The sequence below is a fragment of the Inquilinus limosus genome (genome assembly GCF_051487185.1).
GTDB classification, from domain to species: domain Bacteria; phylum Pseudomonadota; class Alphaproteobacteria; order DSM-16000; family Inquilinaceae; genus Inquilinus; species Inquilinus limosus_F.
In genome coordinates this window covers 1-24,953 of the sequence record NZ_JAHVDK010000051.1, presented here as the reverse complement: position 1 = coordinate 24,953, position 24,953 = coordinate 1, and the positions used below count along the sequence as shown (strand labels likewise).

General features: G+C 71.5%; 14 protein-coding genes. 8 read left to right on the top strand and 6 right to left on the bottom strand.

Annotated features, from left to right (window positions below):
* The coding region (locus tag KXR53_RS34340; RefSeq protein ID WP_437380128.1) for a hypothetical protein at positions 1–271 on the top strand (271 nt) is incomplete at its 5' end.
* Positions 272–307: 36 nt separating this feature from the next.
* Here the strand turns inward: KXR53_RS34340 and chrA are convergent.
* The 6 genes from chrA to KXR53_RS34310 form a co-directional block, all read right to left on the bottom strand.
* Entirely contained in the window at positions 308–1,549 is a 1,242-nt protein-coding gene (chrA, locus tag KXR53_RS34335) for a chromate efflux transporter (protein ID WP_437380127.1), read from the bottom strand.
* Between the two features lie 216 nt (positions 1,550–1,765).
* On the bottom strand, positions 1,766–5,863 hold the full coding sequence (locus tag KXR53_RS34330) for an NAD-dependent epimerase/dehydratase family protein (protein WP_437380126.1): 4,098 nt from the start codon (positions 5,861–5,863) through the stop codon (positions 1,766–1,768).
* A gap of 384 nt (positions 5,864–6,247) precedes the next feature.
* Positions 6,248–7,261, bottom strand: coding sequence for a fumarylacetoacetate hydrolase family protein (locus KXR53_RS34325; protein ID WP_437380125.1), 1,014 nt, complete (start codon positions 7,259–7,261; stop codon positions 6,248–6,250).
* Positions 7,258–8,574: a homogentisate 1,2-dioxygenase gene (gene hmgA / locus KXR53_RS34320; protein WP_437380124.1), complete on the bottom strand. Its 1,317-nt coding sequence runs from the start codon at positions 8,572–8,574 to the stop codon at positions 7,258–7,260. The genes KXR53_RS34325 and hmgA overlap by 4 nt, the downstream gene beginning before the upstream one ends.
* A gap of 120 nt (positions 8,575–8,694) precedes the next feature.
* On the bottom strand, positions 8,695–10,029 hold the full coding sequence (locus KXR53_RS34315) for a lysine N(6)-hydroxylase/L-ornithine N(5)-oxygenase family protein (RefSeq protein ID WP_437380123.1): 1,335 nt from the start codon (positions 10,027–10,029) through the stop codon (positions 8,695–8,697).
* 2 nt (positions 10,030–10,031) lie between these two features.
* Positions 10,032–11,102 carry a GNAT family N-acetyltransferase gene (locus KXR53_RS34310; RefSeq protein ID WP_437380122.1) on the bottom strand — a complete coding sequence of 357 codons (1,071 nt, stop codon included), beginning with the start codon at positions 11,100–11,102 and terminating at the stop codon, positions 10,032–10,034.
* Positions 11,103–11,462: 360 nt separating this feature from the next.
* On the opposite strand from KXR53_RS34310, the gene KXR53_RS34305 reads away from it, so the two are divergent.
* From KXR53_RS34305 to KXR53_RS34275, 7 genes are all read left to right on the top strand, one after another.
* The gene (locus tag KXR53_RS34305; protein WP_437380121.1) at positions 11,463–11,684 is read left to right on the top strand and encodes an MbtH family protein; all 222 of its coding nucleotides are present in this window, start codon (positions 11,463–11,465) and stop codon (positions 11,682–11,684) included.
* A 4-nt stretch (positions 11,685–11,688) separates the two neighbouring features.
* Positions 11,689–12,462, top strand: coding sequence for a thioesterase II family protein (locus KXR53_RS34300; RefSeq protein ID WP_437380120.1), 774 nt, complete (start codon positions 11,689–11,691; stop codon positions 12,460–12,462).
* 11 nt (positions 12,463–12,473) lie between these two features.
* Positions 12,474–13,454 carry a TauD/TfdA family dioxygenase gene (locus KXR53_RS34295; RefSeq protein ID WP_437380119.1) on the top strand — a complete coding sequence of 327 codons (981 nt, stop codon included), beginning with the start codon at positions 12,474–12,476 and terminating at the stop codon, positions 13,452–13,454.
* A gap of 22 nt (positions 13,455–13,476) precedes the next feature.
* Positions 13,477–15,156 (top strand): cyclic peptide export ABC transporter, encoded by a 1,680-nt coding sequence (locus KXR53_RS34290; protein ID WP_437380118.1) that lies wholly within the window; start codon positions 13,477–13,479, stop codon positions 15,154–15,156.
* 8 nt (positions 15,157–15,164) lie between these two features.
* On the top strand, positions 15,165–19,688 hold the full coding sequence (locus KXR53_RS34285) for a condensation domain-containing protein (RefSeq protein ID WP_437380117.1): 4,524 nt from the start codon (positions 15,165–15,167) through the stop codon (positions 19,686–19,688).
* A complete protein-coding gene (locus tag KXR53_RS34280; RefSeq protein WP_437380116.1) occupies positions 19,685–22,873 on the top strand; it encodes a non-ribosomal peptide synthetase in 3,189 nt (1,062 codons plus the stop codon). Before KXR53_RS34285 ends, KXR53_RS34280 begins: the two co-directional genes overlap by 4 nt.
* 5 nt (positions 22,874–22,878) lie before the next feature.
* Positions 22,879–24,953, top strand: a 2,075-nt coding sequence (locus KXR53_RS34275) for a condensation domain-containing protein (RefSeq protein WP_437380115.1), incomplete at its 3' end; no start/stop codon positions are given.

Genomic DNA, 24,953 nt, shown 5'->3' with positions numbered 1-24,953 from the left:
CAAGCCGGCCGGCGGCCCGGCCGCGATCGCGGCCGAGCGGGCCCGGCGCCGGCAGGCGGTCGCCGCCGCCATGGAGCGGGCCTTCGCCGAGGTGCGGGACCCGACCCGGGTGCCGGGGCTCCGGGCCGGGCTCGCGGTCCGGCTGCAGGAGCCCGACGTGATCGAGTGGCTCGACACCGAGACCACCGCCACCACCGCCGACCGCCTCTGCCGTTCCCTCGGCCTCGGCCTTTATGTCGACGACCCGAAGCCCGCACCGGACACCGGATGACGGCCCGAAAGCGGCCGGACTCGAACGATACGAGGTCTACCGCCCGATCAGCGGCAGGGCGGCTCCGGCCGCAGCCAGGCCCAGGACCACGGTCCAGGGCGGCGCCTTCCACACCGTGAGGAACAGGAAGCCGGCCAGCGCCAGGGCGAAGTCGCGCGGCGCCAGCACGGCGCTGGTCCAGACCGGGCTGTAGAGGGCGGCGCCGAGGATGCCGACCACGGCGGCGTTCGCGCCCCGCATGGCGCTTTGCGCCGTCGGGCGCAGGCGCAGCGCGTCCCAGAAGGGCAGGGTGCCATAGACCAGCAGCAGCCCCGGCAGGAAGATGGCGACCAGCGCAATCGCGGCGCCGGCGAGGCCGTTGGGCGCCGGCCCCATCACCGCGCCGAGATAGGCGGCGAAGGTGAACAGCGGGCCGGGCACCGCCTGGGCCAGGCCGTAGCCGGCGAGGAAGTCCTCGTTCGTCACCCAGCCGGGCGGCACCACCTCCGCCTGCAGCAGCGGCAGGACCACGTGCCCGCCGCCGAACACCAGCGCGCCGGAGCGGTAGAAGGCGTCGAACAGCGCCAGACCCTGGCTGCCGGTCGCCGCCGCCAGCCCGGGCGCGGCCAGGAAGATCGCCGCGAACAGCAGCAGGGCCGCGGCGCCGCCCCGGCGCGACACCGGGAAGCTCAGCCGGCCGACGGGGGCCGGGCCGTCCCTCCGGCACAAACGAAGGCCGAGCCCGGCACCGAGCGCGATCGCGCCGATCTGGCCGAAGGAGCCGCCGGCGAAGACCGCGACGGCCACGGCGGCCAGCGCGATCGCGGCGCGCTCGCGATCCGGCGTCAGGTTCCGCGCCATGCCCCAGACCGCCTGGGCGACGACCGCGACCGCGACCAGCTTCAGCCCGTGCAGCACACCCTCGGCCACCGGGCCGGTGAAGGCGGCGGCGCCGAGCGCGAAGGCGCAGAGCAGGGCGGCCGAGGGCAGGGTGAAGGCGCACCAGGCGGCGAGCCCGCCGAGCAGCCCGCGGCCGCGCAGGATGCCGAGCGCGAATCCGACCTGGCTCGAGGCCGGGCCCGGCAGGAACTGGCACAGCGCGACGAGATCGGCATAGCCGGCCTCGTCGATCCATTTCCGCCGCGCCACCAGCTCGTCGCGGAAATAGCCGAGATGGGCGATCGGCCCGCCGAAGGAGGTGAGGCCGAGCTTGAGGAAGACGCGGAACACCTCGGCGGGCGAGGCGCGATCCGGCTCCGCGGCCGGCAAGGTTCTGTCGGGGGCGGTCATCGCGGCCATCGCTCGCTGCTCCGGGCGGGCCTCACCGATAGGCGAGTCCCGCCGAGCGCGTCAACCGCGGACGGCCGCTATGCAGGAGGGAACAAATCCCGCCCCGCCGTCCCTTCACCGTCATCGCGAGGCGCGAAGCGCCGTGGCGATCCAGACGGCAGTGTCGCTGGATGGCCACGCCCCTTCGGGGCTCGCCATGACGGGTTAACCTTTTCCGCCCTCTGCCTATTCCGCCGCGGTGCCGCTGTAGCCCGCGGCCGGCGCGGCCGGTCGCTTGGCCTTGGCCTTGCGGGCCTCGGCCAGGGCGATCTCGAGCTGCCGGCGCGCCCCGGCATGGGCGGGCTCGAGCTCGACCGCCCGGCGCTGCGCCAGGGCCGCCTCGTCCCAGCGCTTCTGGCCGGCCAGAAGGTTGCCGAGATGGCGGTGCAGCGCGGCGTCGTCGGGCGCCAGCTTGATCGCCTTGCGCGCGGTCGACAGCGCCTTCTCCGTCTGGCCGAGCCCGGCGAAGGCGGCGCTGAGCTGCCGGTGCGCGCCGGCATGGCCGGAGTCGAGGTCGATCGCGCGGCGCAGCTCGGCCACCGTGTCCTTCCAGCGCTTCCGGGCGGCGAGAAGGTTGGCGAGATGGCGGTAGAGGCCGGGCTCGTCGGGCGAGAGCTCGATCGCCCGACGGGCCGCCGCCTCGGCCTCCTCCGGCCGGTCCGCCGCGGCCAGGGCGGTGCTGAGCTGGCGCTGCGCGCCGGCATGCGACGGCTCCAGCCCGATCGCTGTGTTTAGCGCCGCGACCGCATCGGCCCAGCGCCGGTCGGAGATGTACAGCGCGGCCAGGCTGCGGTGCAGATGCGGGCCCTCCGGGTCGTGCGCCAAAGCGCGCTGGCAGGCGGCGATCGCCTCCGGCAGCCGGTTCAGCTGCGACAGCGCGGTGCTGTGCAGGTGGTGCAGCCGGGAATGGTCCTCGCCGCGGGCGATCGCCTCAGCGATCAGCCGCTCCGCCTCTTTGGCCCTGCCGGCCGAGAGCAGGAAGCCGGCGCGCGCGGTGGTGGCGTTGGCGCTGCCCGCGAACAGCCGGCCGATCTCCTCCGCCGTCGCCGTCGCCTCCTCGGCACGGCCGCAGCGCAGCAGGACGGTCGCGACCCAGGAATAGAGCCCGACCAGGTCGCGCTCGCGGTCGAAGGCGGTGCGGATGGTGTTGGGCGGGTGGCCCAGCAGCTCCCGCGCCACCTCCGCCGCCTTGGCCTGCTCGGTCTTCGCCTCCTCGGCCCGGCCGAGATCGGTCAGGATCTCGGCCAGCAGCAGATGCAGGTCCGGGTCGAAGCGGTAGTGGCGGATCGATTCGCGCAGGGCCTCGGCGGCCTCCTCCAGGCGCCCGCGCGCCCGCAGGATGCGCCCGAGCTGCTCGAACATCGCCGACCGGGTCGAGGCGCGCAGCAGCAGCTTGCGCTTCAGCTTCTGCACCACCTCGGGCGGGATCGGGTCGCGGGCGTGGTCGCGTTCGGCCTCGAACAGGCGGATCGCCGTCCGCTCCGCCATCTCTGCCTCGGCGAGGCTGCGGTCGGCCAGCAGGCAGCGCGCCAGGCTGTGATGGAAGTCGGACCGTTGCGGGTCGAGCGCCAGCGCCCGCCGCCAGCACGGGATCGCGTCCGGCGCTCGGCTCGTCGTCATCAGCATGGTGGCAGCGAGCGCCTGGGCCTCGGCGAGATCGGCCGGGGCGCGGGCGATCCAGTCGCGGGCCACGGCTCGACCTTCGCCGTAGCGGCCATGGCCCCAGAACAGCTTGAACAGCAGCTCGGCCGCGTCGATCGACACCGGATCCAGCTCCAGCGCCCGACGCAGGCTGGCGACGGCCTCCTCGATCGCGCCGGTGTGCTGCGCCGACCGCCCCATCTGGACGTGGTACAGCGGATCGGCCTCGCGCAGCCGCTGGGCCTCCCGCTCCAGCCCGGCGGCCTCGGCCTCGCCGCCCTGCGCGCGCAGCAGCTTGGCCAGATGCAGCAGCGTCGCCGGATGGCCGGGCAGCAGCCCGGCGGCCCGGCGGGCCTCGGCGACCGCCTCCATGGTCCGACCGGCGCGGGCCAGCGCCTCGCTCTGCACCCGGTGCTGATAGGCCGTCACCTCGGCCGGACGGGTCGGCGCCTCGACCGGCTGCTCGTCCTCCCCGTCGGGGAAGATCCGGGCCAGTGTCCGGCGCAGCTCCTCGTCGACCTCCAGCCCCTGGCCGTCGCCGTGGAACAGCTCGGTCCGCTTGGCGTCGGTCAGGTTCGAATCGACGTCCCAGCTGGTGTTGATCGGCTTGAAGTGGCGCAGGCTGACCTTGAAGCTGGCCTCGTCCGGGGTCATGCCGATGACGTTGTGGATCGCCCACTGCACGTCCTCCGGCGACTTGGCCGGCACCACCGCCCATTTCTCGGTGCAGGCGTCCAGGCGGCCCGTCTTCTTGTGATAGAAGTGCTTGTGCCGGCGCTGCTGGGGCAGGGTCTCGGTCGTGTAGGTGTGGATCCACCAGCCGTCGAAGCGGATGAAGCCGGTGTCCGACTGCTCGACGATCTCGAACACGCTCTGCCCGTCGCGGGTGACCGCCAGCTCGTCGATATCGGCGTTGACGACGCTCTTGGCCTTCCAGAAGTAGCGCAGCCGCGCATGCTCGAAGGCCGCGGCCTGGCCGTAGAAGGAATCCCAGACGCTGTAGGACAGCGGCCGGCGGCCGTCGAACACGCCCCATTTGAACGGCCAGGGGATGGTCAGCACCTCGATCGACGGGTCGATCGAACGCAGCGCGTCGTCCAGCTCGCGGACGTCATAGGCCGTGGAGTTGTTGTCGTAGAGGACGACCCCGTTGCAGCCATGGCCGCGGGCGTAATAGCGGACCCAGTCCTGGATCCAGGCGATGTCGTTGTCCTGGCTCATCGCATAGATGCAGCGGCGGCCGGCGAAGATCTCGCTCAGATTGGGCTGCGGCGCCAGGAAGGCGCGGCCGAGGCTGGTGTCGGCGATCAACCCGGTGGTGCCGGGCGGGACGGGGACAGTGACCAGGTCGACCCAGCGCTTGTGCCGCACCTCGAAGGGGCAGGGCTGCATCGAGGGCAGGGCGGTGAACCTGAAGTCCAGCTCCGTCTCCAGGTTCAGGAGCGGCGGCCCGACCAGCCGGATCGACTCGCCCGACGCGTCCCAGAACACGTCGCAGAACACGGTGGTGAAGTCGAAATCGTCCTCGTAGCTCGCATGCCGCAGCGTGGGCGGCCGCGGCGGCATGCGGATCGGATCGTGGCTGAAGTCCAGGATCCAGGGGGACAGCGCCGACAGGCGCCGGGGCGAGCGCTCGCCGCTGCGGAGGACCGGCTGACCTCGGCCCTCCGCATCCCCCGTCGCCGGCGCGGCGGCCGGCTGCGGCACCTCTGCGGCGATCTGGATCGGGCGAGCCTCTTGCCGCGCGTCGTCGGCGTAGGCCTGGATCAGCCGGCGCAAGCCGTCCTCGACCGAGATCTCGGCTCGCCACCCCAGCAGCGCTTCCGCCCGGGCCGGATCGCCGCGGAAATGCCCTACGTCGAAGTTGCGGGGCGGGGCGATGCGGATCTCGACCGGGGCCAGCGCGGCCGCCCGGGCCATCTCCGCCAGCTCGCCCAGCGACACGGCGCGGCCGCCGACATAGTGGATCGGCGGCAGCGCCCGGTGGCCTTCCTCCAGGCATTCCACCAGCAGGGACAGGCCGCGGCCGACATCCTCGACATGGGTGAAGTCGAAGGTGTTCTCCGCGCCTTCGATCGAGATCGTGCCGCCGGTCGCGGCCGCCCGGGCGAAGGCCGGGACCACCCGGTCACGATGGTCGGCGGTCGACCCGAAGACGTTGGAGAAGCGGACGATGGCGGTGGCGAGGCCCGCCTCTCGGGCGCGGTCCACCGCCGCCTCGGCGGCCGCCTTGGACCGGCCGTAGATGTTCAGCGGCCGCAACGGCGCGTCCTCCGGCACCGGCAGCGTCGGCGAATCGCCATAGACCTCTCGGCTGCTGGCATAGATCACCCAGGGGCGGCGGTCGGCCGGCTGCTCCAGCGCCACGCGCAGCACCGCCTCGGTGCCGTGCACATTGACGTCCCAGCACAGCTCCGGGTTGCGCTCGCCGGCGATGACGCGCGAGACCGCCGCGAGCGACAGCACGCCGTCGCATCCGGCCATAGCCTGCCGCAGCTGGTCGAGGTTCCGGATGTCGCCATGGCCGGGCGTCCCCGTCTCATAGGCGATGTCGAAGGGGACGGGCTCGTGTCCGGCTTCGGCGAAGCGCCGCATCATCTCGGTGCCGATCAGTCCGCGCGAACCGGTGACGAGGATTCTCATGGGGAGTCTCTCAAGCAGCCGCTACTCGATGTGACGCCGGCGCACCCGGAGATGAGGCTTGATGATGAAACCTTGGAGTCGATCGCTAGGGTGAACGAAACCTTAATTCCATCTGGATTTCGGCCAGGCGTTTTGAGGTTTCGCATTCAAACTTTGAGGGTCCGATGTGTCAATCAAGTTTTTGTAAGGTTTTATGGGATCTCTTTCTCAGGTCAGCGAATCCGGCGATTCGGTAATTGTCTTCGGTTGTCTTTCGGAGAAGACTTTCAACCCGAGATGGCGAAGATTTCGCGATCGCTTACGCTGCCGAATCCATCCGAAAAAGACTGCGCCCGACTCGATGGCGAGCCGGGCGCGGTACGGAGATCGGTGGGGTGTGGGGGCTTAGGCCGCCTCCTCGACCCTCTGCTCGATAGCGCCGAAGATGGAATGGCCCTGGGCGTCCTTCATCTCGATCCGCACGGTGTCGCCGAAGCGGAGGAACGACGTCCTGGGCGCGCCGGACAGGATGGTCTCGACCATGCGCAGCTCGGCCAGGCAGGAATAGCCGACGCCGCCCTGGGCGATCGGCTTGCCCGGCCCGCCATCGGCATCGCGGTTCGACACGGTGCCGGAGCCGATGATGGTCCCGGCCCCGAGCGGCCGGGTCTTGGCCGCATGGGCGATCAGGGTCGGGAAGTCGAAGGTCATGTCGACCCCGGCATCGGCCCGGCCGAAGGGGGCGCCGTTCAGCTCGACCAGCAGCGGCCGGTGCAGCCTGCCGCCGTCCCAGGCGTCGCCCAGCTCGTCCGGCGTCACCGCCACCGGCGAGAAGGCGGAGGACGGCTTGGACTGGAAGAAGCCGAAGCCCTTGGCCAGCTCAGCCGGGATCAGGTTTCGCAAGGACACGTCGTTGACCAGCATGACCAGGCGGATGGCCTGGGCCCCGGCGTTGCGGTCGGCGCCCATCGGCACGTCGCCGGTGACGACCGCGACCTCGCCCTCCAGGTCGATGCCCCAGGCTTCGCTCGCCATCCGGATCGGGTCGCGCGGGGCCAGGAAGGTGTCGGAACCGCCCTGGTACATCAGCGGGTCGGTCCAGAAGCTCTCCGGCATCTCGGCGCCGCGCGCCTGCCGCACCAGTTCGACATGGTTCACATAGGCCGAGCCGTCGGCCCATTGATAGGCGCGGGGCAGGGGAGACAGGGCGTCGTGCTCGCGGAACCGCTCGCTCGGCACGGCGCCGAGCTCGAGCTCGTGCGCCAGCGCCTCCAGCCGCGGCCGCAGCTGGTCCCAGTCGTCGAGCGCGCGCTGCAGCGTCGGGGCGATGCCCCCGGCCGCGGTGCAGCGGGTCAGGTCGCGTGAGACCACGACGAGGCGCCCGTCGCGCGACCCGTCCCTCAGGCTGGCGAGCTTCATCGGCCGGTTCCTTCCCGATTTGTCTTGTCGAAGTTCCTCTCCAGCCCGCTCCAGCAGGCCGGGTAGTCATCCTGCAACGTCGGCAGCTCCGCCGCATAGCGGGTCAGCTGCTGCGGGAAACGGGTCTCGAACATGAAGGCGAGCGTGCCGGTCAGCTTCACCGGCTTCAGCTCAACGGTCGAGGCCTTGGCGAAGGCGTCGGTGTCGGGCCCGTGCGGCAGCATGCAATTGTGCAGGCTCATGCCGCCGGGCACGAAGCCTTCCTCCTTGGCGTCGTAGCGGCCGTAGATCAGGCCCATGAACTCCGACATGATGTTCATGTGGTACCAGGGCGGCCGGAAGGAATGCTCGGCCACCAGCCAGCGCTCCGGGAAGATCACGAAATCGACATTGGCCGTGCCCTCCTCGCCGGACGGCGCGGTCAGCACCGTGAAGATCGAAGGGTCGGGATGGTCGAAGCTGATGGCGCCGACCGGGGAATAGGTGCGCAGGTCGTATTTGTAGGGCGCGTAGTTGCCGTGCCAGGCGACGACGTCGAGCGGCGAATGGTCGATCGTGGTCTCGTGGAAGCCGCCGCACCATTTGACGACGACGCGGTGCGGCGTGTCCTTCTCCTCGAAGGCCGCGACCGGGGTCTTGAAGTCGCGCGGATTGGCCAGGCAGTTGGCGCCGATCGGGCCGCGATTCGGCAGGGTGAACTTGGCGCCGTAATTCTCGCAGACATAGCCGCGCGATGGGCCGTCCACCAGCTCGACCCGCAATTTCATGCCGCGCGGAATCACCGCGATCTCGGCCGGGCCGATCTCCATGACCCCGAGCTCGGTGACCAGGCGCAGCGAGCCCTGCTGCGGCACGATCAGCAGCTCGCCGTCGGCGTTGTAGAACACCTCGTCGACCATCGATTCGGTGACGAGGTAGACATGCGCGGCCATGCCGGCCTGGGTGAAGACGTCGCCGGCGGTGGTCATGGTGCGCATGCCGGTCAGGAAGGTCAGCGTCTCGTCCGGGATCGGCGTCGGGTCCCAGCGCAGCTGGCCGAGCGGCCGGCCGTGGCGGACGACATGCGGCGCCGTTTTCCAGAATGGCAGCTCGATCTCGCGGAACCGGCCGACATGCTTCACCGACGGCCGCAGCCGGTACAGCCAGGAGCGTTCATTGGCGCCGCGCGGCGCGGTGAAAGGCGAGCCCGAAAGCTGCTCGGCATAGAGCCCGTAGGCGCAGCGCTGCGGCGAGTTCTGGCCCTGGGGCAGGGCGCCCTCCAGGGCCTCGGTCTCGAAGTCGTTGCCGAATCCCGGCATGTAGCGAAGCGTCATCGCATCCTCCCGACCGGCCCGGCGAACCGGGGCTCATCATTCGTCACGTCGGGATGATCGTTTCATTTGAAACGAACTTCAATGCGAATCTGCGCCGCAGACGACGATGATGCCGGCACGCTAGTCGTCGTTGACGGCGATGCGCCGCAGCGGGCCGGGGTCGTGCAGGTCGGGCGAGACGCGCCGCCGCTTGGCCATGAGCAGGGATTCGGCGATCTCCTGCGACCGCACCGCCAGCACCGAGAGCAGCGTGTCGCTGAGCCCGTGCGAGGTCTCGGACTGACCCTGCAGATGGATCTGCGGCCGGAACTCGGGCCGGGTGCGCAGGCAGTAGTCGCGGTCGACGGCGAAGCCCTCGATCCAGGGCGTGAGCGTCGACAGCAGCCGGCGCCCGCCGTCGCGCTCATAGCCGGTGGCCAGCACCACCGCGTCGTAGCCGCGCCGCCCAGCCGAGTCGGCGAAGTCGTCGCGCACCGTCAGCTCGACCGCCTCCGCGCCGGCCTCGGCCTGGGTCACCTCGCTGCGTCCGTAGAGGGCCAGCCGCGGCGGGCCCTGCACCTTCTGCTGGTACAGGATGCCATAGATCCTCTCGATCAGATCGGCGTCGACCACCGCGTAGTTGGTGTTGCGGAACTCGCGGAGGATCGCGTCCCGCTGCGCCTCGCGCTGGCCGAAGACATAGTCGGTGAAGCCGGGGTTGAAGATCTCGTTGACGAAGGGGGTGTCGTCGGCCGGCTTCAGCGCATGGCCGCGGAAGATCAGGTCGATGCTGAGCTGCGGGAAGCGGCCGTGCAGGTCGAGCGTGATCTCCGCCGCGCTCTGGCCGCCGCCGATAACCGCCACCCGGCCGGCCGGGCGGCGCGCCAGGCCCAGCCCGTGGATACGGTCGAGATAGAAGGAGGAATGGAAGACCCGCGGATCATCGCGGAGTCCGGCGAAGACGTCCGGGATGCGCGGGCTGCCGCCGGTGGCAACGACCAGGTTGTGCGCCCGGCGCACGGTCTCGCCGGCCGACGCCGTGCGCGACCGCACGCGCAGTCCGGTGACGATGCCCTGCGCCGTCTCCGGCTCGACCGCCACCACCTCCTCGCCATAGCTGCAGCGGTCGGCGAAGCGCGCCGCGACCCAGCCGAGATAGTCGTTGAACTCGATCCGGCTGGGGAAGAAGGTCTTGCGGTTGATGAAGGCTTCCAGCCGGCCCTTCTGGTGCAGGTAGTTGATGAAGGTCAGCGGACTGGTCGGGTCGCGCAGCGACACCAGGTCCTTGAGGAAGGAGATCTGCATGTCGCTGTCCGGCAGCAGCATGCCACCGTGCCAGGTGAAGCCGGGCTGCTTCTCGATGAAATGATGGCTCAGCCCAGCGCCCCGCTGCCGCAGCGCCGCGTCGAGCGCGATGGCAAGGGCCAGGTTGGAGGGGCCGAAGCCGACGCCGATGACGTCGTAGACCGAGTCCATGATCACCGCACCGGTTGCGCGGACGGGGCGGCCGGCAGCCACAGCCGGTCGAAGAAGAAGCGCTCGCGCAGCAGCACCACCAGCGCCGCCCGCTTGTGCGGGAAGTCGAAGGTCTTGATGCGGACGAAGCCGGAGGTCTCGAGGTTGCGGATCTGCTGGTGGTGCGCCGCCGCCGGCTCGCCGACGATGCGCTGGGTGCGGCAGTCGTCGAGCAGCATGTAGTGCGTCAGCGAGGGCAGCCAGGCGCTGATGAAGCGGCGGCCGCGATAGGCGTCCTCGCCGACCACGACATGCCAGCCGCGGTCGTAGTCCTGGACGTCGTAGAAGGGCGCGAGGCGGTTCTCGCGGGCCCAATAGATCTCGAAATAGGCGAAGGGCACGCCGTCGAAGGTGGCGATCAGCGGCACCATGTGCGGGTCGGCGGTCAGACCGGACAAATAGCGGCGATGCTTCTCCAGGTCGCCGTCCTCGTTCCAGAAGGCCGCCACCCGCGGGTCGTTCATCCATTTGTGCAGATGGCCGAGATCGTCCTCGACCGTGGCGGCGCGGAAGGCGATGGTCTGCTCCAGCCAGGGGATGTAGCGGGCATAGACGGTGCCGCGCGGCTTCGGCGGCCGCTGCGGATGGCGCTTGCCGTCGGTCATCACATGGCGCTGCGGGAACGCCGGCAGGTCGGGCCGGCCGAGCCAGAGCTCGGCCTGCTGCATGAACAGCTCCGGCAGCACGGTGAGCGGGGCCGCGGCGGTCTCGACCGCGATGCCGCGGCGGTACAGCGCGTCGGCCAGATCTCCGGCGCCATCGCCGAGGTCGAGCGCGAGGCGCTCCAGCTCGGGGTGCCACCCGAAAGCAGCCTCGATCGCGGCGCACAGGCCGCGGAGCGCGGCATCGCCCGACCCGGCCGGGCCGGTCAGGAGCAGCCGCCCTTCGGCCGCGGCCAGGCGGAAGCTCAGCGGGGCGGCGCCGGCCTGCCGCACCGTCAGCGAATCGCCCTGGCGCGATGTCGTCACCGGAGCTCGGGTGGCGGCGTAGGACAGAAAGGTCGTGCCGGGCTGCGGAACGGGTATGGCGTCCATCGTCGTCTTCTCCTTCCGCGGCCGCATGCCTCCGGCAGTTCCGCCGGATAACAGCCGCCGGCAGGTGGCGGATTCGTCTCGTCTGGCCGGGTCGCCCGCGCCCGGACGAGAGGCGGGGGAGGGCGAAATCACGCTTGACTTACAGTGCAACTGCAAATCATTATCATTCATAGCCAGAAGGAAACGGGAAGTCCAGGCACGTCGTTGGCTTCCGTTGATCTCCTTCAAGCCATCGGAAAGCGCTGAACACCAAATCAAGATGTCCGGCCGGAGACGTTCGGCGGGATGTCGCGTGGCTGCATCTGCGAAATCCGTAAAATTTTCTTCAAGTCTGCATGCTTTATCGGCGAGGGATGCCTGATGGCCTTCGATCGGGACGACACCGTGTTTCACGTCGTGGTCAATCACGAGGAGCAATATTCGATCTGGCCCGACTACAAGGAGATCCCGCAGGGCTGGACGGCGGTCGGCAAGACCGGGCCGAAGGCCGAGTGCCTGGCCTATATCGCCGAGGTCTGGACCGACATGCGGCCGCTGTCGCTGCGTCGGCATATGGACGGCCAGGCCGACGCGGCGCAGTGATCCAATGAGTGTGGTCGCCGCCCGGCTGTTCTGCCTGCCCTATTCGGGCGCCAGCGCCATGGTCTATGCACGCTGGCGCCGGGCGCTGCCGGCGTGGCTGGCGGTGCACCCGGTCGAGCTGCCCGGCCGCGGCGCCCGTGCAAGCGAGCCCTTGTCGACAGATCTTCGCCGCCTCGCCGCATCGCTCGCGGGGGAGGTCGGAGAGCTGATTGATGGCCCCTATGCCCTGCTCGGCCACAGCCTGGGTGCCCTCCTGGCCTTCGAGCTGACGCACGCCCTGCTGGAACGTGGCGCGGAGCCGCCGCTGGTGCTGTTCGCTTCCGGCAGCGAGGCGCCGGCGGTCCGCGACGACCGCGAGCTGGCCCGGCCGCGCAGCGACGCGGAGTTGATGGCCGATCTGCGGGGCTACCGGGGCACGCCGGAGGAGGCGCTGGCCGATGCCGAGCTGATGGCCGCGGTGCTGCCGGTGCTGCGCGCCGACTTCCTGATGGTCGGCACCTATGCCTATCGCCCGCGCCCGGCGCTGCCCTGCCCGGTGCATGTCCTGGCCGGCACCCGCGACGATGTCGACCGCCCGGCACTGGAGGCCTGGGGGTGGGAGACTCGCGGCGACTTCGCCATCGACCTGTTCGAGGGCGACCACTTCTTCATCCACTCCCGTCAGGCGGAGGTGCTGGTCGTCCTCGACGCCGCCCTGTCGCGACGGATGAACGGCGGCCCGGCCGTCCTGGTCCGGGCCGGCGGATCGCCAGAATCCGCCGGCCGGACGCTTCAGTGAGTGCGAGCACCATGGATGCTGTGAACATCGGCACGCTGACGATCCGCCCGCTGCGCGACAGCGGGCCCCTGCCGCTGCTGGTCGAGCCCGGCGACGGCGCGCCGTCGCTGATCGAGGCGCTGCCGGAGATCCGGCCGATCATCGATCGCCACCTGCTCGTCGAAGGCGGCCTGCTGTTCCGCGGGTTCGCGCTGGACGGCGCCGACGCGTTCCGCGCCTTCGCCGCCGGCTTCGGCCATCCGCTGCTGACCTACGAGTTCGGCTCGACCCCGCGCAGCAAGGTGACGCAAGGCGTCTACACCTCGACCGAATACCCGCCGCATCAGCACATCCCGCTGCACAACGAGCAGGCCTATACCCGGGACTGGCCGATGAAGATCTGGTTCTACTGCCAGCAGGCGGCGCCGGAGGGGGGCGAGACGCCGATCGCCGACAGCCGCGCCGTCTATCACGCCATGCCGCCCGCTCTGCGCGACCGCTTCGTCGAAAAGGGGCTGATGTATGTCCGCAACTACGGCAACGGCCTCGACGTCTCCTGGCAGCAGGTGTTCGGCACGGAGGATCGCGCCGAGGTCGAAGCCTATTGCCGCGGTCACGGCATCGACTGCGAATGGAAGCCGGATGGCGAGCTGCGCACCCGCCAGGTCTGCCAGGGGGCGATCGCCCATCCGGTGACCGGCGAGATGGTCTGGTTCAACCAGGCGCATCTGTTCCACGTCTCGAACCTGGAGCCGGAGGTGCGGTCGACACTGCTGGAGCTGGTCGACGAGTCGGACCTGCCGCGCAACGTCTATTACGGCGACGGCTCGCCGATCGAGGACGAGGCGCTGGCCACCGTCCGCGAGGTGCTGGAGGCGCACAAGATCAGCTTCCCCTGGCAGGCGGGCGACGTGCTGATGCTCGACAACATGCTCACCGCCCATGCGCGGGCGCCGTTCAAGGGGCCGCGCAAGGTCATCGTCGCCATGGCGGAAGCGCACGGTCTGCACTGACGCTTCCACCTGGAGAAAGCCGGTGTCGCTTCTCGGAATGCTGATCCGCGGGTCGCGAACCCTGTTCGCGGCCGCCATCCTCGCCAGCCTGGCGTGCGGGGTCGGTGGCGCCCTCTTGGTGCTGCTGATCAACCGCGCCCTGCATGCGCCGGCCGAGACGCTGCCGCAATGGCTGCTGCCTTTCGTCGCCGCGGCGCTGCTGGTGATGGTGGCGCAGATCGCGTCGCGCGCCCTGTTCGCCCGGCTCGGCCAGCGTGCGCTCGGGGCGCTGCGGCAGCACATCGCGCAGGCGGTGGTGGCGGCGCCGTACCGGCGGCTGGAGATCGTCGGCCGGGCACGGATCCAGTCGCTGCTGACCGACGACGCATCCGCCATCGCGACCTTCTGCATGGGTCTGCCGATCCTGGTGACCAACGGCATCGTCATCCTCGGCGTCCTGGCCTATCTCGCCACCCTGTCCTGGAGCTTCCTGCTGCTCGCCGGGGCGGTGATGGTGCTCGGCTCGATCGGCCATCAGCTCAGCTACCGCCGCGTGCTCTGGCATTTCCGGCAGGCGGGGCGCGGCCAGGACCGGCTGTTCGGTCACTTCGAGGCGCTGAACGGCGGCGCCAAGGAGCTGAAGCTGAACGCCGGCAAGGCGCGCCGCTTTCTCGACGTGGTGCTGGCCGAAGCGATCGATGCGGTCGCCAGGAGCCGGATCCGAGGCCTGTCGCTGCTGGCCTTCGCCGACGGCTGGGGCCGGCTGCTGTTCATGGCGACGATCGGGACGGCGCTGTTCGCGCGGATCTGGATCGCGCCGGGCGATGCCGGGGTCGTCACCGGCTATGTGATCGCCTTCCTCTACATCATGGGCCCTCTGGAGGGGCTACTGGCCAACATCCCGCATATCGGCATGGCCCGGGTGGCGTTGGGCCGCATCGGCGGCACGCTGGCGGAGCTGGAGCCGGGGAAGGGAGGCCAGGAGTCGGCAGCTGTCCCGGCCGGGCGCGAGGTCACCCTGGCGCTGGAGGGCGTGACCCACGGCTATTACGACGAGCGCGAGGACGAGGTCTTCACCCTCGGGCCGGTCGACCTGACCCTGCGGCCGGGTGAGATCACCTTCCTCGTCGGCGGCAACGGCAGCGGCAAGACCACGCTGGCGAAGCTGGTCACCGGCCTCTACGCGCCCGAATCCGGCACCATCCGCGTCGACGGCCAGGCGCTGGCCTCACCGGGCGGCGAGGCGCACCGGCAGCTCTTCTCCGCCGTGTTCTCCGACTTCCACCTGTTCGAGACGCTGCTGGAGACGGCGGACGGATCGCTCGACGCCCGCGCCAATGACTGGCTGCGCCAGCTCCATCTCGACCACAAGGTCGCGGTCCGCGACGGCGCCTTCTCGACCCGCGACCTGTCGCAGGGGCAGCGCAAGCGCCTGGCGCTGGTGGCCGCCTGCCTCGAGGACCGGCCGGTCATGGTGTTCGACGAATGGGCGGCCGACCAGGACCCGCAGTTCAAGGACGTGTTCTACCGCGAGATCCTGGCTGAGCTGAAGGCGCGGCGGAAGACGGTGCTGGTCATCACCCATGACGACCGCTGGTTCCCGCTCGCCGATCAGCTGATCAAGCTCGACCGCGGCCAGGTGGTCGAGCGCGTCGGCCCAGCCGCCGAGCCTCCGGTGCGCGCCGCCCGCGGCCGCGATCTCTCCCTTTCGTCGGTGTCATGAGGTTCGCCGTGAGCGACGCTGCCTTCGATCTCCGCCCGCGCCGGGACACCGCCCCGCTGGCCCTGGACTATGCCGACGCCGGGACGCTGGTCGAGCTGCTGCGGCGCCGCGCCGCCGCCGATGGCGGCGGGCCGGCGCTGCGGTTCCTGACCGATGGCGAGACCGTCGGCGCGACCCTCGACTATCGCGCCCTGGACCTGCGGGCGCGGGCGATCGCGGCGCATCTGCAGGCCGTGGCGGCGCCGGGCGACCGGGCGCTGATCCTGCTCGACAGCGGGCCGGACTATGTCGCCGCCTTCTTCGGCAGCCTCTATGCCGGGGTGATCGCCGTGCCGGCCTATCCGCCGGAGGGCATGAGCCGGCATCATGTCGAACGGCTGAAGGGCATGATGGCCGATGCGGACGCCCGCCACCTCCTGACCGACCGGCGGCACGGCGCCTCGGTCGAGGCGCTCTGCGCCGGAGAGGACGGCGTCGACGTGATCGCGGTCGACACCATTTCCCCGGCCCTGGCTGAGGCCTGGCGGCCACATCCGGCGGCGGGCGGCGACATCGCCTTCCTGCAATACACCTCGGGCTCCACCGCCGATCCCAAGGGGATCGAGGTCACCCATGCCAACCTGATCGACAACCAGCGGATGATGGTGCATGGCGGCGGCATCACCGCCGCCGACGTGCTGGTCTCCTGGCTGCCGCTCTATCACGACATGGGGCTGATCGCCGGGCTGATCCTGCCCTTCTTCGCCGGCATTCCCCTGGTGCTGATGGCGCCGCAGCATTTCCTGGCCCGGCCGGCGCGGTGGCTGGAGGCGATCCACCGCTTCGGCGGCACCTTCAGCGGGGGGCCCGATTTCGCCTTCCGCCTGTGCTGCGAGCGGGTCAGCGACAAGACCCTCGCCGGGCTCGACCTGCGGTCCTGGCAATACGCCTTCTGCGGGTCGGAGCCGGTGCGGGCGGACACGATGGCCGATTTCGCCGCCCGTTTCGCCCCGGCCGGCTTCCGCCGCGAGGCGCTGGCGCCCAGCTACGGCTTGGCCGAGGCCACGCTGACCATGTCCTGCAGCCCGCGGCCGCATGACTATGTCACGCTGCGCGTCGATCCGGAGGCGGTGGCAGCGCACCGGGCGGTGCCGAGCGCGGAAGGCGTCGAGCTGGTCAGCAGCGGCCGGCCGATCCGGCCGGACCAACTGCGCATCGTCGATCCCGAGACGTTGGAGCCGCTGGGCGAGGATGCGGTCGGCGAGGTCTGGGTGGCCGGCGGCAGCGTCACCCGCGGCTACTGGCGCAATCCGCAGGCGACACGCGAGGCCTTCCTCGACCGCGAAGACGGCACTTGGCTGCGCAGCGGCGATCTCGCCTTCCTGCGCGACGGCGAGCTGTTCATCACCGGCCGGCGCAAGGACGTGATCATCATCCGCGGCCAGAACCGCTATCCCCAGGATATCGAGAAGGCGGTGGAAGCCGGCGTTTCCGAGGTTCGCAAGGGCCGGGTCTCGGCCTTCGCGGTCGAGCATGACGGCCGCGAGAGCATCGGCGTCGCGGTCGAGATCGGCCGCGGCGTGCAGCGCAAGATGGCGCCCGAGGCGCTGGTCGAGGCGATCGACCGCGTCGTCGCCGAAACCCAGCAGGAGCCGGTCGCCCTCGTCGCGCTGCTCGATCCCGGCACGCTGCCCAAGACCACCAGCGGCAAACTGCAGCGTTCCGCCTGCCGCCAGCGCCTGGCCACGGGTGAGCTGCAGGCCTACCACCTCTACCGCCGTCCGTCGGCCGGCGCGGCGCCGCAGGACCGTGAGCCGCCGCGGGACGGGGCGGAGCGGCGCCTGGCCGCGATCTGGGCCGAGCTGCTGGACTGCGGACCGATCGGCCGCGGCGACCAGTTCCTGGCCCTCGGCGGCCATTCGCTGCTGGCGCTGCAGGCCATCGACCGGATCCGATCAGAGTTCGGCGTCGAGCTGCCGCTGCGCGAGGTCTTCGCGCCGCAGAGCCTGGCCGAGCTCGCCGCCCGGCTCGACGCGGCGCCGCGCCAAGCGGCGGAGATGGGGCTGCCGCCGATCACGGCGCAGCCGCGGCACCCGGAGATGCCTCTGTCCTTGGCGCAGCAACGGCTGTGGCTGGCCGAGCGTCTGGCCGGCGAGGCGGCGCGCAGCGCCTACAACCTCACCGGCCAGCTGCGCCTGACCGGCCCGCTGTCGCGGCCGGCTCTCGAACGGGCGCTGGCCGGCCTGCTGACGCGGCACGAGATCCTGTGCACCGCCTATCCGGAAGGCGCCGACGGCGTGCCGGTGGCGCGGGTCGAGGCCGACATCGCCTTGCCGCTGCCGGAGATCGATCTGACGACGCTCGATCCGGCCCGGCGCGAGGCGCGGTTGGCCGAGATCGAAACGGAGGAGGCGCGGCGGCCCTTCGACCTGGCGCGTGCGCCGCTGCTGCGCGCCACGCTGCTGCGGCTGGGTGTGGCGGAGCACAGCCTGCTGCTGGGCCTGCATCACATCGTCGCCGACGGTTGGTCGATCGGCGTGCTGATCGACGATCTGGGCGCGTTGTACCGCGCCGCGCTGGAGCACGGCCCGGCGGACCTGGCGCCGCCGCCGGTGCAGTATCTCGATTATGCGCTGTGGCAGCGTCGGCTGCTGCAGGGCGAGACACTGGAAAGCCAGAAGGCGTTCTGGCGCGACCGGCTGGCCGGCGTCCCGCACCGCCTGGATCTGCCGGCGGATTTCCCGCGCCCGTCCGTCGCTTCCCAGGCCGGCGACAGCGTCCGGTTCAGCCTGCCGGGGCCCCTGGTCGCGCGGCTCGAGGCACTGGGCCACGCCCGCGGCGGCACGCTGTTCATGGTGCTGCTGGCGGCCTTCGAGACCCTGCTGCATCGGCTGACCGGCGCCACCGACTTCGTCATCGGCACCGATGTCGCCGGCCGGCCGCGGCGCGAGCTCGACCGGCTGGTCGGCTTCTTCGTCAATGTCCTGCCGCTGCGCGCCCGGCCCATCGCGGCGCTGCCCTTCGCCGAGCTGCTCGATCGGGCGCGCGAGGACTCGCTGCTGGCCTTCGAGCATCCGCTGCTGCCCTTCGACCAGATCGTCGAGGCCGTCGGCGCGCCGCGCGACCGGGCCCGCAACCCGCTGGTGCAGGTGCTGTTCGTGCTGCAGAGCGCGCCGCGCGGGCGCTTCGGCGTCGCCGGCCTGACGGCGGAGCTGCGGCCCGTCCAGGCCCACGGCTCGAAATTCGACATGGCGCTGTTCCTCGACCCGCTCGGCCCCCGCGCCGCGCAGGGGCTGGAGGGCGAATGGGTCTTCGCCACGGACCTGTTCGCCCGCCCGCGGATCGAGCGGCTGGTGGCCGCCTGGACCGCGCTCCTGGAGCAGATCGCCGAAACCCCGGACCGCTCGCTGAGCGGCTTCACCCTTCCCGCATTGGAGGAGTCCGCGATGTCGTCTCCCGCGTCGCCGTCCGCAGCCACCGGCGCCGCCCGCATGGGCGCCAAGCTGGACAAGCTGAAGAAATTCGCATCCCCCGCGGCCCGGCCGGCCGTGGCCACGGCACCGGCGCGCGAGCTGGTGCGCACCTCGTCCCTGACCCCGGGGGCGATCTTCCCGCTGGTGGTCGAGCCGGCCAGCGCCGATCTCGACGCCGTGGCCTGGGCCGCCGCCCATCGCGACCAGGTCGAGGCCTGGCTGCGGCGCCATGCCGGCCTCTTGTTCCGCGGCTTCGGCCTGACCACGCCGCAGGAGTTCGAGGCCTTCGCCGAGGCGCTGCAGCCTGGCCTCTACGGCGCCTATGGCGACCTGCCGAAGAAGGAAGGCGGCCGCAACACCTACCGCTCCACGCCCTATCCGGAGCGGAAGATGATCCTCTACCACAACGAGAGCTCGCACTTGCCGCGCTGGCCGCGCAAGCAGTGGTTCTTCTGCGAGCAGCCGTCGCCGGTCGGCGGCGCCACCCCGATCGTCGACTGCCGCGAGATGTATCGCCGCCTGCCGGCCGAGCTGGCGGAGCGCTTCGACCGCCTCGGCCTCATGTATGTCCGCACCTTCACCGAGAATCTCGACGTCGACTGGCGCGACTTCTTCAAGACTGACAGCCGCGAGGAGGTCGAGGCCCGCTGCCGCGCCGCCGGGGTCGACTTCGCCTGGCTCGGCGAGAACGAGCTGCAGACCCGCACCCGCTGCCCGGCGGTGATCACCCATCCGCTGACCGGCGAACGCTCCTTCTTCAATCAGGTCCAGCTGCATCACACCCGCTGCCTCGACGCCGATGTGCGTGAGGATCTGCTGGCCATGGTCGGGCCGAAGCGGATGCCGCGGCAGGTGTTCTACGGCGACGGCTCGCCGATCGAGGACGAGGTCATGGACCTGATCGGCGAGCTGTACGAGGCCTGCGCCGTGCGCTTCGACTGGCGCCGCGGCGACGTGGTGATGCTCGACAACATGCTCGCCGCCCATGCCCGCGACCCCTATGAGGGGCCGCGCCGCATCGTGGTGGCGATGGGCGACATGGTCGACCGCAGCAGCCTGGAGCAGGGGGGCGCGCGATGACCGACCTCGCCCTCTCCGCCGGGGCGGAGACTTGGCCGCTCGGCCCCGAACAGCGTGTTGCCGCGGAGCTTCCGGATGCCGCGACGCTGATCGTCAGCATCTCCGGCAGCCTGGACGAGACGCGGCTGCGCGCCGCCCTGCTGCGGGTCGCCGGCCGGCACGAGATCCTGCGCACGGCCTTCGTCGCCGTCCCCGGCTTCCGCGGCCTGCGTGCCCAGCCGCTCGGCGCGCCGGCGGAGCCTGCCTGGTCCGGACTCGACCTGCGCGGCCGGGCCGATGCCTCGGATGCCATGGCCCGAGACCTGGCGGCACAGAATGGCTTCGACCTCGGTGCCGGCCGGACGCTGCGCGCTGTCCTGTACCGTGTGGGTGATGCGGAGTGGCGCCTGGCGCTGCTGGTCTCGCCGCTGGTGGCCGATCGCGGCGCGCTCGACCTGATTCATCGCGAGCTGCGTGACGAGTATGCCGGCGCGGCCGTCCCGGCGAACGAGGACGGCGTCGCCTATGCGCAATACGTCGAGTGGCGGGCCGAGATGGCGGCCGACGAGGACGCCGCCGAGGGCCGTCGCTACTGGCAAGACCATCTCGGCCCCGCGGCGCCGCCGGCCCTGCAACTGCCCTATCGCCGGCGCGAGGCAGGCACGAGTGCGTGGGCCGGCCGCTGGGTTGCGATCGACGGACCCGTCGCGCAGCGGCTGGCGGATCTCGCCGCGGCGCGCGGCATCGGGCTCGACGCCGTGCTGCAGGCGGCCTGGTGGGCGCTGCTGGCCCGCATCGCCGGCCGGGCGGAGATAGTGGCCGGCTGGCAGCATGACTGCCGCCGCGACTACGACGCCTTCGCCGGTACCATCGGCCCGTTCGACAAGGTGCTGCCGCTGCGGCTGGCGGCCGACTCGGCCGAGCCCTTCGCCGCCTTCCTGGACCAGCTCGCGCCGGTGCTCGACAGCCATCGCGGCTGGCAGGAGCACTGGCCGGTCGAGGCGCCGGGCCGCAGCGATCATCTCGTCGTTGGCTTCCGGATCGCTAGCCACGCGTCCGACGACGGCGCTTGGCGCGTCGTCTCCGCGAACGGGGCTCAGCACTTCGAGCTGGCGCTACAGGCCGAGCTCGGCGAGGACGGCAGCCTCCACGCCGTCGCGCTGCACTGGGACGGCGGCCGCTACGACGACGCGGCGATGGCGACGCTGCTGGAGCAGGTCGTGACCCTGCTCGCCGAGTTGCCGGATCAGCTTGATACGCCGCTGGGCGCTCTGTCCCCGGTCGGTAAGGCGGAGCGGGCGCGGCTCCTGGCCTTCGACGCCACGGCCCCGGCCCCGGCGCCCGGCCCGTCGCTGCCGGCGCTGATCGCCCGCTGGGGCCGCGAGACGCCGACGGCACCGGCCCTCGTCGGCGGCGGCGTTGCCCTCGATTATGCCGGGCTGAATGCGCGGGTCGACGGGCTGGCAGCCTGGCTCGTCGCCCATGGCGCCGGCCGCGAGTCCGTGGTCGCGCTCGACATGGGGCGCTCGGTCGAGATGGTGGTGGCGCTGCTCGCCGTCTGGCGCGCCGGCGGCGCCTATCTGCCGCTCGACCCGCAATGGCCGCAGGCGCGCCGGCAGCTGCTGCTCGACCAGGCCCGCCCGGTGCTGGTGCTGACCGACGCCGCCGACCCGGTCGTCTCCGACACCATCCCGGTCCACCCGCTGGTCGCAGCGGTGGCCGAGCCCGCCTCGGCAGCGCTGCCCGACCTGGCCGAGGACGATCCCGGCCGTGCCGCCTATGTCCTGTTCACCTCCGGCTCGACCGGCACGCCCAAGGGCGTGGTGATCGAGCACGGCCAGCTCCGCACCTATGTCGAGGCGGTCAGCGATGCGCTCGGCCTCGCCGGCTGCCGGCGCTTCGCCTTGACCTCGACCGTCGCCGCCGATCTCGGCAACACGGTGCTGTTCGGCGCGTTGCGCCATGGTGCGTGTTTGGCGGTGGCGGACGAGGCGGAGATGGCCGACGGCGCCGCCTTCGCGACCTTCGTACGGCGGCACGGGATCGACTGCGCCAAGCTGGTGCCGTCGCATCTGGCGGCACTGCTCGACGCGCCGGAGCCGGCACTGCCGGCCACGCTGATCCTGGGCGGCGAGGCGACGCCGAAGGCGCTGGTCGAGCGTATCCTGGCGGCGGCGCCGCAGTGCCGGGTGTTCAACCACTACGGCCCGACCGAGACCACGGTCGGCGTGCTGGTGCATGCCCATGACCCTGCAGCCCCGGCCTGGGCCGGCGATGCGCTGCCGCTGAGCTGCCCGCTGGCCGGCAGCGAGGTGCTGGTGCTCGACGCCGCGGGCCGGCTGGCCCCGACCGGCGCGGTGGGCGAGCTTCATATCGGCGGGGCCCAGCTCCGCCGCGGCTATCTCCACGGCGACCCGGCCGGCGCCTTCGTCGACCATCCGTTGCGCGAGGGCCGGCGGCTCTACCGCAGCGGCGATCTGGCCCGCCATCTGCCGGACGGCCGCCTGCAGATCGTCGGCCGGGCGGACCATCAGGTGAAGATCCGCGGCTTCCGGGTCGAGCCGGGCGAGGTCGAGGCCGCGCTGCAGTCCCTCAACGGCGTCCAGCAGGCGGCGGTTTCAGTGCATCGGCCGGAGGGCGGGGAAGCGCGGCTGGTCGGCTTCGTCACGCTGGCGCCAGGCGAAGGCGATGCTGCCACCCGGGCGGCGGCGCTGCGCTCGGCCCTGGCCGCGCGCCTGCCCGGCCCGATGGTGCCAGCGCAGATCGTGGCGCTCGACCGCATGCCGCGCCTGGCCAACGGCAAGATCGACCGCCGCGGCCTGCCCGATCCGGCGACCCTGGCCGAGACCAGCGCGAAGGTGGCGCCGCGCGACCCGGTCGAGACCGTACTGCGCCAAGTGGCGGCGGAGCTGCTGGAGCGGCCGGCCGCGGCGATCGGCGTCACCGACGACTTCTTCGACATCGGCGGCAACTCGCTGCAGGTGATCAAGCTGGTCGCCCGCATCCGCAAGCTGTTCCAGGTCGAGGTGCCGCCCGGCATCGTCTTCGACCATCCCAGCATCGCCGCCCTGGCCCGGGCGCTGCGCGGCCACGCCGCGCCGGGTCGGATCGACCAGATCGCCGCGCTGCGCCTCAGCCTTGACGGGATGAGCGAGGCCGAGCGGGCGGCGCTGCTGGAGAAGGCGCGGCAGGCCAAGGCTCCCTGAGCATCATGAACGACATCGACAACGACGCGCTGCTTGCGCTGCTGCTGGACGACGCCGCCGCGGATCCGGATGCGATCCGCCCGCGCGACAGCGGGGATTCCGCCCCAATGTCCTTCCAGCAGCAGCGCCTGTGGTTCCTGCAGCACTACGACCCGGACAGCCCGGCCTACAACTCGGTGCGCGCCCTGCGGCTGCGGGGGCGGCTGGACGTGCCGGCGCTGGAAACCGCGTTCCGCCGGCTGGTCGAGTGCCACGCCGTGCTGCGCACCCGCTTCGAGGGCGGGGAGGGTGAGCCGCGGCAGGTGGTGCTGCCGCAGGTCGATGTCGCGATCGAGCACGCCGTGCTGCCGGCGGCTGATGCTCCGGGCGCGGAGCAGGCGCTCTCCGCCTGGCTGCAGGCGCGGGTGCGCCGGCCCTTCGATCTCGCCCGGCCGTCGCTGCTGCGCGTCGCCCTGGCCCGGCGCGGCGAGTCGGCAGGCGGCAATGGGGGGGCCGGCGAAGGCGAATGGGTGCTGCTGCTGGTGATGCACCACATCGTCGTCGATGCCTGGTCGACCTCGGTGCTGGTGCGCGACCTCGCCCAGGCCTATGGCGAGGCGCTGCGCGATCCGGACCGCCACGGCCGGCCGCTGCCCGCCCCGGCGCTGGACTATGCCGACTACGCCGTTTGGCAGCGCCGGCGCTTCGCCGGCGACCGCCGCAACCAGGCGCTGGCGCAGTGGCGGGCCTATCTCGGCGATGATGTGCCGGTGCTGGAACTGCCGACCGACCGGCCGCGCGACATGGAGGGCAACCGCCCCGGCGGCCGCATCGACTTCGCGCTGCCGCCGGACCTGGTCCGGTCGGTCCAGGCTTTGTGCCGGAAGGAGGGCTGTACCCCCTTCGTCGTGCTGCTGGCTGCGTGGCAGGTGCTGCTCGGCCGTCTCTCCAGCCAGTCGGATTTCGCTGTCGGCGTGCCCAATGCCGCGCGCAGCCGGGCCGAGATCCAGGACCTGCTCGGCTTCTTCGTCAACACCCAGGTCTACCGCGTTCGGCTCGATCCCCGCCTCAGCGTCCGGGCGCTGTGCCGCCGGCTGCGGGGCGAGGCGATGGCCGCGCTGGACCAGGCCGATGTGCCGTTCGAGTTGCTGCTGGACGGGCTCGGCATCGCCCGCGACGCGCGGCACAGGCCGCTGTTCCAGTCGCTGTTCAACTTCCGCGCCAGCCGCGACGCGGCGCCGCTGGCGCTGGACGGGGTAACGGCCGAGCTGATCGAGGCCGACACCGGCACCACCCAATTCGATTTGTCGCTGGACGTGGCCGCCGACGGCGACGGCATCGACTGCCGGGTGGAGTTCGATTCCGGACTGTTCGACCGGTCGACGGTGGAGCGCTGGCGCGACAGCTTCGTCGCGGTGCTGCGCCGGATGGTGTCGGCCCCGGACCGGGTGCTGGGAACCATCGGCCTGCTGACGGCCGCCGATGAGGACCGTCTGTCGGGCTGGAACGCGACGGACACGGCGTATGAGCCGGTGCCGAGCGTGCTGGCGCTGATCGAACGGCAGGCGCGGGCGACGCCTCAGGCCGAGGCGCTGGTGTTCGGCGGCGAGCGCCTGAGCTATGCCGAGCTCAACGGCCGGGCGAACCGGCTGGCCCAGGCGCTGGCGGCGCGCAGCGTCGGGCCGGACGTGCTGGTCGGGGTGGCGGCCGAGCGCTCGGTCGAGATGGTGCTGGCGCTGCTCGGCATCGCGAAGGCGGGCGGGGCCTACCTGCCCTTGGACCCCGAGCATCCGCGCGAGCGGCTGGCCGGCACCATCGCCGAGACCGGGCTCAAGCTGGTGCTGGCCCAGGCGCATCTCATCGAGCGGCTGCCGGACGGCGTCGAGGTGGTGGCGCTGGAGGGCTGGGACCTGTCCGGCTATCCCGATGAAGCGCCGGATGTCGACTGGCACCCGGAGGGGCTGGCCTACTGCATCACCACCTCGGGCTCGACCGGCAAGCCCAAGGCGGTGGGCAACAGCCACAAGGGGCTCTTGAACCGGCTGCAATGGATGCAGGCGGAATACGGCATCGGTCCGGGGGACCGGGTGCTGCAGAAGAC

What these genes read in the sequence shown, in the direction of transcription:
- chrA (WP_437380127.1), bottom strand. Translation starts at nt 1,549, where the DNA reads ATGGCCGCGATGACCGCCCCCGACAGAACCTTGCCGGCCGCGGAGCCG.
- KXR53_RS34305 (WP_437380121.1), top strand. Translation starts at nt 11,463, where the DNA reads ATGGCCTTCGATCGGGACGACACCGTGTTTCACGTCGTGGTCAATCAC.
- hmgA (WP_437380124.1), bottom strand. Translation starts at nt 8,574, where the DNA reads ATGACGCTTCGCTACATGCCGGGATTCGGCAACGACTTCGAGACCGAG.
- KXR53_RS34310 (WP_437380122.1), bottom strand. Translation starts at nt 11,102, where the DNA reads ATGGACGCCATACCCGTTCCGCAGCCCGGCACGACCTTTCTGTCCTAC.
- KXR53_RS34315 (WP_437380123.1), bottom strand. Translation starts at nt 10,029, where the DNA reads ATGGACTCGGTCTACGACGTCATCGGCGTCGGCTTCGGCCCCTCCAAC.
- KXR53_RS34295 (WP_437380119.1), top strand. Translation starts at nt 12,474, where the DNA reads ATGGATGCTGTGAACATCGGCACGCTGACGATCCGCCCGCTGCGCGAC.
- KXR53_RS34325 (WP_437380125.1), bottom strand. Translation starts at nt 7,261, where the DNA reads ATGAAGCTCGCCAGCCTGAGGGACGGGTCGCGCGACGGGCGCCTCGTC.
- KXR53_RS34330 (WP_437380126.1), bottom strand. Translation starts at nt 5,863, where the DNA reads ATGAGAATCCTCGTCACCGGTTCGCGCGGACTGATCGGCACCGAGATG.
- KXR53_RS34300 (WP_437380120.1), top strand. Translation starts at nt 11,689, where the DNA reads ATGAGTGTGGTCGCCGCCCGGCTGTTCTGCCTGCCCTATTCGGGCGCC.
- KXR53_RS34280 (WP_437380116.1), top strand. Translation starts at nt 19,685, where the DNA reads ATGACCGACCTCGCCCTCTCCGCCGGGGCGGAGACTTGGCCGCTCGGC.